Origin of the sequence: Scytonema hofmannii PCC 7110 (genome assembly GCF_000346485.2) — a bacterium.
In the GTDB taxonomy this organism is placed as follows: Bacteria; Cyanobacteriota; Cyanobacteriia; order Cyanobacteriales; family Nostocaceae; genus Scytonema; species Scytonema hofmannii.
Map to the genome: position 1 here is coordinate 3,521,247 of NZ_KQ976354.1, position 11,987 is coordinate 3,533,233.

Sequence of the window (11,987 nt, forward strand, 5' to 3'; positions counted from 1 at the left end):
AAATAAAATAAACGCGTAGCAACTCTATTAGCTCTTGTGCGACTCTCACGTGGAAACAGCACAAACATCTATCTTCTGACGTGCAGAATAGCTGATTTCTTAAAATAAAATTAAAGCAAGAGCGATCGTCAACAAGATTGGGTGACTGGGTAAGGTGCTTTCTACCAAAGCGGCTATCTATATAAAGCATAAAGGAAACCAAGGCAAACAAGAAAAAAGATGTAAAATATAGAAGAAGGATAAAATACTTTAAGTTTCATTCCTACTTAATTACTTTTACCTTTCACTCAAAATGAACATTTCTGATAAATTTATCAAATTTCTAATTAAGAGGTATAAATGAATATATCGGCTTTTAACAAAGAAAAAAATCAATACCGATTACTCAAAGAAAAAGACAAATCAAATTGGCAGAGTGATAATAAAGAAAATAACACAAATTTTTCCGACATGACATTTAATAAATACATTTTTGGTAATTCCGATCGAGGTCGAGTCGCTATTTTTATAGATGGAGCTAACTTATTTCATGCAGGTTTACAACTCAACATTGAAATTGATTATGCAAAATTACTTTGTTGTTTGACAGAGAATGCAAGGCTTTTGCGTGCTTTTTTTTATACGGGTGTCGATCGCAATAATGAGAAACAACAGGGTTTTTTGCTGTGGATGCGGCGAAATGGCTACCGTGTAGTCACTAAAGATCTTGTTTTACTTCCCGATGGTTCCAAAAAAGCCAATTTGGATGTAGAAATTGCTGTGGACATGATAAATTTAGCTCCTTATTATGATACTGCAGTATTGGTAAGTGGTGATGGAGACTTAGCATACGCTGTTAATGCTCTCACTTACCAGGGCGTTCGAGTTGAAGTTGTTAGCATCAGGGCCATGACAAGCGATAGTTTAATTGATGTTGCTGACTACTTTGTTGACATAGATTATCTCAAACAGTACATACAGAAAGACTCAAATTCGTGCTATAGCTATCGCCCATTGTCGAATTCTAATTTTTGATTTCTCATTTGCATTACTGTATCAGCGCTCTAGAGCACCAATACATTAATCTTAAAAACCCGGTTTCTTGAAGTTTAGCCAACGAGATATTAAGGTTTGGCTGGAGAGAGAAACCGGGTTTTCATATGTCATGATCAGTCATTAGTTATACTGCTGAAATCTTTATATTTAGCACACAATACCTTTACTGGAAGCGGACTTCTCAAGTCAGCTAATCATGGGAAAATCCCTTTTCTCCAACTCCCTAGTCCCCCCGCCCTATTTTCAAGCTAGACACCCACGGGCAATTGCTCACAACGCGGTAATGAAAATTTTCTTATCCCTACTCCCTACTCCCCACTCCCTACTCCCTATTTTCAAGACAGGTAGTTTGTATCTACTTAACTTACGATATATGAATTTTTTTGAGAAATTTTTAAAAATTTGGACAATAACATAAGTAGGATTGTTACGATTAACAATAATATCCCTTAAATAAAGGAAAATACAAAAATAGGGTAGTTATGATTAATCAGTAAAATTCCGGAAAGCAAGGAAAAGACTGAAAAATAAGTGTAACTACGGTTTTAAATGTTTCAATCGATATATTAATATTTATATACATACTAAGTAAATAATTAGCATTTAATTTAGACGTATAGCCTTCCTAACTTCCAGCAACGAATCCATGTCTCCAATAACAGAGTTAATGTCTTTATTTCTGAATCTTAGATAACGAAAGGAGTGCCTACAGTGAACAAGATGCAACTTGCGTTGGTTATTAGTTACCTTTTAATGACCGCCTATTTTTTTATCAATTGGCTAAGATTTAGTATTCGCCATCCCCATTCTTCTCCAGAAGATAAATTCTTATCTTTCATTATGTTTATCATTACAACTGCTCTCTGGCCTTTTGTGATTCCTCTGTCTTGCCTTGAAATGGTAAAGACCAGAAAAGTAGAGTTTAGTACGGTCATTCCCATTCTTGTTATGGTTTCTGCGTTTAGTCTTGCATTCTACATGAGCTAAGTCGTATATATGTATAAATTCTAACACGTGTAATCGGTATTTTGCACGCACAACTACATGGGAATAATTTTATAGACTGCAAGAAAAATTAACTTTAAACAAAGTTCCTATTTTTTGACTCGGCTTATCGGATGTGTTCATGCAAAGATTATCCTCTTACGCTAAACGTGCCAAAGCAATGTCCCGAATTAAAGGAACTCTAGAACTTAAGTAAGCGTTTATCGTGTTGAGTTCTTCTCCAGTCAAAAGTTTTTGGTTTTGGAGTTGCCTAAGTAACTGCTGGATGAGTTCCGTATCGCTAAAGTTCAAAAGAATACTGGTTTGAGTTTCCTCAATTACAGACCATAGCTGACGTAGTGTAGAAGAGCTCATAAGACTAATCCTATTACAACTGAATGTGTTTTAACCATCAGCATAAGGGTGCTGCTGGATACATAAAAATAATACTAACCTGAGATTTTTAAGAAAATCTTAAGATTCACAAAGCTTTATAGGTTGTTACTTATTGAAGAGAAAGCTTAATATCTGTTCAAATTATGGACTGGGAACCAGTGACCAGTGACCAGTGTCCAATCCCCCACTCCCTACTCCCCACTCCCTACTCCCTAACTAAGCGGTGCCTGTACAAGCCCTGCACCAATATCCAAAGGATCGACACCAGTTGCTATTCGAGCTTTTGTTGCTTGACCAATTAATCGAGCACTTAACTCAGTTAAACTGACAGTCCTGGTCTCAGTCAAGATTTTTTCTGCCCAAAGTGCTGCAACTCCAGCAACATGAGGAGTTGCCATGCTCGTTCCGCTCATGTCAATATAACCACCACCTACTGCGGCAGAATAAATGTCAACACCAGGAGCAGAAATATTCACACCCGTATTGGAAAAATCGGCTACTGTTAAAGCATTGTGTGGAGCGCCAGCAGTGCGGAGTGCTCCTACAGAAATGATTCCATCTGCAGCAGCAGGTGGAGTGACAGCCAATTCATAGTCAGGCTTAATGTCTCGCTTACTTTCGTTACCTGCTGCTGCAATAACCACCGCACCTTGTTGAAACACTGTACCTCTCGCACGAGTTAATTCTGCTAAACTTTCAAATAAACGAATATTTGCTCGATAAGCCTCCAACGCTTTCGATGTTGCTAAGTCCATAGGATACTCTTTTTCACTAACCAATTTGTCTACATATCCTGGAAAATCCAAGCCAAGCGATAAGGAAATGACATGGGCGCTTTCGTTAATAGCCCATAACAATGCTTGATATATTCCTGCAGTTGTACCGCCGCCCACACCATTTAAGACTTTACCAATTAATGCACATTGAATATCAGGTGCTATGCTATAACGCAAGCCGTTGATTGGCTGACCGAATAGAGTTCCAGCACAGTGCGTACCATGACCGTAATTGTCACCATTGCCTTCACCAGTAAAATCGCGCTGTACGAGTTGAACTCCTCGGAAAGCTTCATGTTCGGCATCAATTCCACTATCGAGAACTGCAACTGTTACGCCTTTGCCAGTAAAAGGGCTTTCTGCTGCTCTAGTGACGCTCACCCCCCAAGTCACACCAGTTTCAGGAGAAGCTTCCCTTTGTTGGCAAGCAACTGGTTTGACAAGTGCAATTGGCATAGGTGGTGCAATACTCACAACCTCAGGATCTCGTCGCACTTCAAAGATATCTCGCTTGTCGAGTGATTCCACATCAAGGCGAAGGCTAATTCCTTCCGATGCTCGCATCGATTGTAGAGAACGTGATCGCCCTGAAAACAGATCGCTTAAATCTACACGACTGGTGTTACGGAGAATAATAAGTTGCTCTTGTTCCATGATAACGACCTTGACATAATTGTGTTTGGCTCAAGATTACACCAATAGAGGTAAAATATGTACCCAACCCGCATCTATCAAAATTATTAACGCCCATGCTCTGCGACTACCTGCAACTCATTCTGACTGCCCGCGTGTACGATGTTGCCCAAGAAACTCCACTGGAGTCTGCTCCGAATCTATCCGCAAGATTAAACAACAAAGTTTTACTTAAGCGGGAAGATCTGCAGTCAGTATTTTCCTTTAAGTTGCGAGGGGCTTACAATAAGATGGCCAATCTGCCACCAGATATGTTAGCACAAGGTGTCATTGCTGCATCTGCAGGAAATCATGCCCAAGGTGTCGCCCTTGGTGCGCGGAGGCTGGGTACACGGGCTACGATCGTTATGCCAGTCACCACACCCCAGGTGAAAGTAGATGCAGTCAAAGCCCGTGGGGGAGAAGTGGTGTTGCATGGAGACACCTACGATGATGCTTATGCTTTTGCTCGTCAATTAGAAGCAGAAAAAGGGCTAACTTTTATTCACCCTTTTGACGATCCGTATGTGATAGCAGGACAGGGTACGATTGGAATGGAAATTTTGCGGCAATGCCAACAACCCATCCATGCTATTTTTGTGGCAATTGGAGGGGGTGGATTAATTTCTGGGATTGCAGCATACGTAAAACGGATACGTCCGGAAATTAAGATTATTGGTGTTGAACCAGTTGATGCCGATGCTATGCATCAATCGCTGAAAGCCGGAAATCGGGTGCGCTTGCCTCAAGTGGGTTTATTTGCAGACGGTGTTGCAGTGCGACAAGTGGGTGAAGAAACTTTTAGTCTGTGTCAGCAGTATGTGGATGACATTATTTTGGTTGATACAGATGATACTTGTGCGGCAATTAAAGATGTGTTTGAAGATACGCGATCTATTCTAGAACCAGCAGGGGCGTTGGCGATCGCAGGTGCTAAAGCCTATGTAGAACGGGAACAAATCCAGGGACAAACATTAATTCCTGTTGCATGCGGTGCTAACATGAACTTCGATCGCCTCCGCTTTGTAGCAGAACGAGCAGAGTTAGGCGAACGTCGCGAAGCTATCTTTGCCGTTACAATTCCTGAAGAACGAGGCAGCCTCCGCAAGTTTTGTGAATGCATGGGAAGACGCAATCTCACAGAATTTAATTATCGCATTGCTGATGACAAAGAGGCGCACATTTTTGTAGGCGTGCAAATTGAAAACCGTGCTGATGCAGCAAAGATGCTTGCCACTTTTAACGATTGTGGGTTTAAAACCATCGACTTAACGGATGACGAACTCACCAAATTGCACTTGCGGCATATGGTAGGTGGGCGATCTTCCCTCGCTCAGAATGAATTACTCTACCGTTTTGAGTTTCCCGAACGTCCCGGTGCGTTGATGAAATTTGTAAGTTCCATGAGTCCCGACTGGAATATTAGCCTATTTCATTACCGCAATAATGGAGCAGATTACGGGCGAATTGTTGTAGGGATGCAAGTACCTCCTCATGAAATGGAAGAGTGGCAAGCGTTTCTTGATACTCTCGGCTATTGTTATTGGGATGAAAGTCAGAATCCTGCTTATAAACTGTTTTTGGGGTAGGGCTTTCAAGCGTATTTACATTTTATAATGTAGTTCTGTTTATTTCCTTCTAGTACAGCTTGGCATAAGTAAATATACTTGCTAGCATAACGCTTCACTAAAAAACTTGAAGCTATCAGCTTGTGAGTCTCCATCAATCAACAGGACTCGGTTTCCATGAGAAGTACGCAAAACGGAGTAATTCGTAGTAAATCCGAGCAATTGGGTTAACTGACTTCACCATGACTCAATGTAGAACTGTTTATTCTACATTATCCTTTTGGATTTAAGTCCGCTTTTAAATCATGACTTAATGGGATTTGCCAGTCCCAAGCGTCGAGGGAGGAACATGGCTACATTGCGTTAGTGCAACACCGAACCTTATCGATAAGTTTAAAAGCAGTGTCGAGGCAAACAATACCCCTATTGGGAGCTAATCAAATGATGACTAATTCCGTATTTGTTTTAAGCAAGAACGGGAAAATATTAAAACCAACGACACCAGTCAGAGCCAGGATTTTACAATCTCAAGGTCGAGCGAAAAAACAGAAATTATTCCCATTCACCTTAATTTTAGACAAAGATGTTGATGAAAATGTAGAACCGTATTTGGAGTTAAGAATTGATCCAGGCAGCCGATTTACAGGAATTGCACTTGTAGATTTCCAGAAAAATGAAGTCATCTGGGCAATGGAATTAGAACACCGGGGATTAGCCATTAAAATGGAATTAATTAAAAGAGCAGGTGTTCGTCACTCTAGAAGGTCAAGAAGACTTCGTTATCGTCAAAAGCGATTTGACCGCCAAAAACCACAAGGTTGGCTAGCACCGAGTTTACGACATCGATTATTAACTACCACTACTTGGATCAAACGATTATTAAAGGTTGCTCCTATTAAATCAATAGCAATTGAATCTGTAAAATTCGATCTGCAAAAGTTGGAGAAATCTGACATAGAAGGAGTCGAATATCAACAGGGGACTTTATGGGGCTACACTCTACGCGAAGCTCTACTAGAACACTGGGGAAGAGAGTGTGCTTACTGTAGGAAAACGGATGTTCCTCTACAAATAGAACACATTCATTGTCGTTCAAAGGGAGGTAGCGAGCGCTTTTCAAATCTCACATTATCCTGTGAAAAATGTAACCAGAAAAAAGGGAATAAACCAGTAGAACAATTTCTCAAAGATAGGCCAGAAATCCTGAAAAAAATTCAAGCACATCAGAAAAAATCGTTGAGTCATGCGGCTGCAGTTAATTCTACTCGTCAAGCCATATTTCAAATGGCACATCAATTTGGGTTACAAGTCATCAGTGGGGATGGTGCATCTACTAAGATGATTCGGATTCAAAGCCAATTGCCAAAAGCCCACTACATTGATGCTGCATGCGTTGGCACTGACCAAATTGTTAAATTACGTATTTGCCAACCATTGCGCGTCACTTGCAAAGGTCATGGCACAAGACAAGTCCAAAGAGTCAACGCTCTTGGCTTTCCTGCTATAGCCAGCATCAAAAAGAATTCCATCACTGGTAAAAAAGAAGTTAAGTTAGTCGCTAAAAATCAGAAATATACTCATGCGACAGCAGGTGAGTATGTGATTTGCAATTTTCTGAAAGACCGCAAGCACATTCAAGCAGGAACTTATCGCGCCAGAGTTAAAACACCTACTCCTAAAGGAGTAGAAGTCTTAATCAGCGGTCATCGGATTTCTCTAGGTCAACAATACGTTAAACTAATTCATCGTGCTGACGGCTATGAATACAGTTTTACTACGATTGACTCTAGTTTACTACGTTTTAACGCTATTTAATCACACGACCAAGAAAAACTCCTGTAATGTGAATCGCAGTTGTCGTCTTACCTACGCCACCCTTATGATGAACACATAAAACTTTCATAAACAATCAGAAAAGAGGTAGGGCATCTTGCTTAAACTTTGGCAAATTTAAGCAAGATACGAGGAAAGCTTGCAGCGCAGGAGCTACAGGGATTAGAATGGATACAGCTTAAGTTACGTCGTACACCGAACACAGTGGCAACAGATCAATCCTTCCCAAATCGAACTAGCGAACGGATCGCTCATGACTCAAGCGGGTGAAAACAAAGCAGCATGGCTAGTCGGTGGGGGCGAAATGGGCGATCGCATTCGCTCGTTTGATTGGTCAAAAACGTCATTGGGTGCAGTCGAAACCTGGTCGCAAAGTCTGAAAACTGCTGTCCGCATCATGCTCACCTCCAGCCAACCGATGTGGGTATGGTGGGGTGAAGAATTGCTGAACCTGTACAACGACGCTTACAGACCGATTCTGGGCGGCAAGCATCCGGCAATGTTTGCTCGTCCCGCTTCTGAAGTATGGCGGGAAATTTGGGATGTAGTCGGACCGAGAGCAGAATCAACGATGCTCAACAATGAGGGGACTTACGACGAATCGCTGTTGCTGATCATGGAGCGTAACGGCTACCCCGAAGAAACTTACTATACATTTTCCTATAGCCCCATTCCTGACGATCGGGGGAATCCGGGCGGCATTATCTGTGCCAATACGGACGACACAAAGCGCATTATTGGAGAGCGCCAACTTGCACTCTTGCAAGAACTGGCAGCCCGGACTGCGGACGCACGGACATTCGAGGAAGCCTGTATACTGAGTGCAAGATGCTTGGAAACCAATCTGTATGACCTGCCCTTTGCGATGATTTATTTGGTTGAGCCAGAGCAGCAGCGCGTTGTTTTAGCCGGAACCAGTGGTATTGACCGCGACCACCCTGCAGTTCCGGAAACAGTTAATCTCAATTCTGATTCAGCCTGGTCGTTTGCAGAAGTCATCCAAACGCAGAAGCAGATCGTAATTGCCGATTTAGTCTCGGTGTTTGGCAATTTACCCACAGGAGCTTGGGATCGATCGCCGCATCAAGCCGCGATTGTCCCAATTGCACCTTCTGGTCAAACGGGGCGAGCGGGCTTATTAGTGGCTGGTTTGAACCCACTGAGACTCTTTGATGATACCTACCGCAGCTTTATTAATTTAGTCGCAGGGCAAATCTCAGCGAGTATCGCCAATGCCAATGCCTATGAAGAAGAACGAAAACGCGCCGAAGCACTAGCAGAACTCGATCGCGCCAAAACTACATTTTTCAGTAACGTCAGCCACGAATTTCGCACCCCCTTAACACTGATGCTGAGTCCGTTGGAAGAACTCTCCAACACGCTCGATGAACGCCTACAACCCGATGAGCGGGAACAGCTACAACTCATCCAGCGTAATGGCTTACGCTTACAAAAGTTAGTTAATACGCTGCTAGATTTCTCTCGCATTGAAGCCGGACGCATTCAAGCCGTGTACGAACCAACCGATCTGGCAGCGTTCACCGCAGAATTAGCGAGTGTGTTTCGCTCGTTGATTGAACGGGCGGGAATGAAGTTGGAGATCGATTGTCCACCTTTGTTGGAACCCGTGTATGTCGATCGCGAAATGTGGGAGAAGATTTTGTTCAATCTGATTTCCAATGCGTTTAAGTTTACGTTTTCTGGCAGTATCACTGTTCGATTACAGCCTGTTGGTTCTTCCGTTGAATTGAGCGTTACAGATACAGGTGTTGGCATTCCTGAAGCTGAATTACCTCGATTATTTGAACGATTTCATCGAGTGAGTGGAACGCGATCGCGCACCTACGAAGGGTCTGGAATTGGACTTGCTTTAGTGCAACAACTCGTCAAACTCCATGGCGGAACGATTCACGTTACAAGTCGGGTGGACTGCGGTACGACGTTTACAATCGCCCTTCCCTTTGGCTCGGCTCATTTACCCAGCGAACGAATTGGAGCTACTCGCACCCTCACATCAACGGCATTAGGGGCAGAGCCCTATGTGCTCGAAGCATCGCGCTGGCTACCAGAAAGCAATTTTGAAATGCCAATTTTAGATTTTGCATTAGAAGACAACCTCGCTGAATTAAACCCTGTATTGTTAAACCAAGCCCATCAATCTAAAATCCAAAATCCAAAATCTAAAATCCTTTTGGTTGACGACAATGCCGATATGCGGGATTATGTGAAGCGATTATTGAGCCAGTACTGGGACGTAGAAACCGTTAGTGATGGCTTAGAAGCCTTGGACGCCATTGCTCAGCGTCTTCCCGACCTGGTACTGAGTGATGTGATGATGCCCAGACTCGATGGATTCGGGTTGCTCCGCGAACTCCGTACCAATTCACGCACCAAAGAAATCTCGATTATTCTGCTATCGGCTCGTGCTGGAGAAGAGTCACGCATTGAAGGGTTGGAAGCGGGAGCCGATGATTATTTGATCAAGCCCTTTTCTGCCCGTGAATTGTTGGCACGGGTTGAGTCAAATTTGAAACTGGCGCAATTACGTCAAGCTGCAGCCCAGCAAGAACAGGCATTGCGGGTGGAAGTGCAAGCGGCAAAAGACAGATTGGAAAGCGTTTTAACTCGGATTGCTGACCAATTTTTGGCATTTGATCGTGAATGGCGTTACACTTATGTCAATGAACAGGTGACGAAGGTTACTGGAATACCTAAGGAAAATCTCTTAGGCAAGAGGATTTGGGAAGTGTTCCCCGATACTATAGATAGCCATTTTTACACAGAGGTACATCGCGCTTTAGCGGAGCAAACTCCTGTCCAGTTTGAGTACTTCTACCCCAGATGGAATCGCTGGTTTGAGAACCACGTTTATCCATCTGCCAATGGTGTTTCTATGATTGTAACTGAAATTACTGTTCGCAAACAAGCTGAAGCAGCCTTACGCAAAAGTGAGGAGCGCTTAAAAGTCGCTCAATTGGCTGCCAAAATTGGAGCCTGGGATTGGGACGTAGCGACAGGGAGCGTATTTTGGTCAGAAGAATACTATACCCTCTATGGAATCGATCTGGCAATTCCATCCACCTATGAGAACTGGTTAGCCAGCGTCTTAGAAGCGGATCGAGCAACTGCCGCTCGCGCCGTGCGGGAAGCTTTGCAGCAGCGGCGCACATACCTGAGCTTTGAGTTTCGCATCTGTCATCCCACCCAGGGAATCCGATGGTTTGGTTCTCTCAGTCAAATCTTTTACGATTCCAATGGGAAGCCTAAACGGGCGATTGGGATCTCAATTGATATCACCGATCGCAAAGCAGCAGAAAACGAACGCGAACAATTGCTTGCTCGCGAAAAAAATGCCCGTCAGCAAGCGGAAACTGCCAACCGGATTAAAGATGAATTCTTGGCAGTATTGTCTCATGAGTTGCGCTCTCCCCTCAACCCCATTCTCGGCTGGTCAAAGCTTCTACAAACCGGCAATCTGAACGCAACCAAGACGGCTCAAGCATTAGCAACGATTGAACGCAACGCCAAACTGCAATCGGAATTAATCGAAGATTTGCTGGATGTTTCGCGGATTCTGCAAGGCAAACTTAGCCTCAACGTCAGCTCGGTCAACTTAATGGCAATTGTTAGAGATGCGATCGAGACGGTGCGACTGGCAGCAGAAGCCAAATCAATTGAGATAAAGACACACTTTAGTGCTAAAGTAGGACAGATATTGGGGGACGCGACTCGCTTACAGCAAATAATTTGGAATCTGCTCTCGAACGCCGTTAAATTTACACCTGAAGGCGGTTGCGTTACGGTCCAATTAGAACCAGTTGACAACCAAGCGCAAATCACCATTGTGGATACGGGTAAGGGGATTCCTACTGATTTTTTACCCTATGTATTTGACTATTTTCGCCAAGCAGACGGTTCAACAACGCGCAAGTTTGGCGGGTTAGGGTTGGGGCTGGCGATTGTGCGTCACCTTGTCGAACTGCATGGTGGTACGGTTTTGGCAGAGAGCCGGGGTGAAGGACAAGGAGCCACTTTCACAGTTAGACTTCCACTCATGCCGATTCAGCCAATGGTCAAACCAGACCTTAATTCATCAGAGCGATCACTCGATTTGAGTGGGGTTAAAGTTTTGGTTGTGGACGACGAAGCCGACTCAAGGGACTTTATCGTCTTTGTACTGGAGCAAGCCGGTGCAAAAGTGATGACAGCCACAACCGCAGGAGAAGCCTTTGCTGCCTTCACTCAATCTCCACCGGACGCGATCTTCAGCGATATTGGTATGCCTGATATGGATGGATATACGTTAATCCAAAAGATTCGAGCGTTGCCGATAGAACAAGGTGGGCAAATTCCGGCGATCGCCCTGACTGCTTACGCTGGAGATTTTAATCAGCAACAAGCCCTACAAGCTGGATTTCAACAGCATTTAGCGAAACCTGTGGAGCCGGAGGTATTGGTGAGGGCGCTGCGAAAAATTATACCAAAGTTATCTATTAACGCCAGTTTTTAGCTTGCTTGTTGACGTTTCAACTCTTGTATCAATACTTGGCAGCGCTTCATAGCAACTCTAGCCTGTTGTCGGTACTGTTTGGCTTGCTCTCGATCGGTCAGACATAGTTCTGTTGCTTTATGCATCAATTCAACTGCTTGCCTACTGAGTTCTTTAGCACGAGTCCTTAAGTCTTCAACTGTTTTCATTTTTCCTCCAGTTCGGAAATCACAA

Annotated in this window: 8 protein-coding genes; 5 read left to right on the plus strand and 3 right to left on the minus strand. The window is 43.5% G+C overall.

The window, feature by feature from the left end; translation table 11 throughout:
* The first annotated feature begins 339 nt into the window (after window positions 1–339).
* On the plus strand, window positions 340–1,014 hold the full coding sequence (locus WA1_RS15020) for a LabA-like NYN domain-containing protein (protein ID WP_017742570.1): 675 nt from the start codon (window positions 340–342) through the stop codon (window positions 1,012–1,014).
* A 1,164-nt stretch (window positions 1,015–2,178) separates the two neighbouring features.
* On the opposite strand, the gene WA1_RS15030 is transcribed toward WA1_RS15020, so the two are convergent.
* A complete protein-coding gene (locus tag WA1_RS15030) occupies window positions 2,179–2,394 on the minus strand; it encodes a hypothetical protein (protein ID WP_017742572.1) in 216 nt (71 codons plus the stop codon).
* Between the two features lie 233 nt (window positions 2,395–2,627).
* A complete protein-coding gene (locus WA1_RS15035) occupies window positions 2,628–3,845 on the minus strand; it encodes a S8 family peptidase (protein ID WP_017742573.1) in 1,218 nt (405 codons plus the stop codon).
* A gap of 95 nt (window positions 3,846–3,940) precedes the next feature.
* On the opposite strand from WA1_RS15035, the gene ilvA reads away from it, so the two are divergent.
* The 4 genes from ilvA to WA1_RS15050 all read left to right on the plus strand — a co-directional run bounded on the left by ilvA (window position 3,941) and on the right by WA1_RS15050 (window position 11,774).
* Entirely contained in the window at window positions 3,941–5,452 is a 1,512-nt protein-coding gene (ilvA, locus tag WA1_RS15040; RefSeq protein ID WP_017742574.1) for a threonine ammonia-lyase, biosynthetic, read from the plus strand.
* A 423-nt stretch (window positions 5,453–5,875) separates the two neighbouring features.
* Window positions 5,876–7,246 (plus strand): RNA-guided endonuclease IscB, encoded by a 1,371-nt coding sequence (gene iscB / locus WA1_RS15045; RefSeq protein WP_017742575.1) that lies wholly within the window; start codon window positions 5,876–5,878, stop codon window positions 7,244–7,246.
* A 126-nt stretch (window positions 7,247–7,372) separates the two neighbouring features.
* Window positions 7,373–7,534, plus strand: coding sequence for a hypothetical protein (locus tag WA1_RS56960; RefSeq protein ID WP_158516641.1), 162 nt, complete (start codon window positions 7,373–7,375; stop codon window positions 7,532–7,534).
* A complete protein-coding gene (locus WA1_RS15050) occupies window positions 7,518–11,774 on the plus strand; it encodes an ATP-binding protein (protein WP_017742576.1) in 4,257 nt (1,418 codons plus the stop codon). The genes WA1_RS56960 and WA1_RS15050 overlap by 17 nt, the downstream gene beginning before the upstream one ends.
* Here WA1_RS15050 and WA1_RS15055 read toward each other — a convergent pair.
* On the minus strand, window positions 11,771–11,962 hold the full coding sequence (locus WA1_RS15055) for a hypothetical protein (RefSeq protein ID WP_017742577.1): 192 nt from the start codon (window positions 11,960–11,962) through the stop codon (window positions 11,771–11,773). The genes WA1_RS15050 and WA1_RS15055 overlap by 4 nt on opposite strands.
* Between the last annotated feature and the right edge of the window lie 25 nt (window positions 11,963–11,987).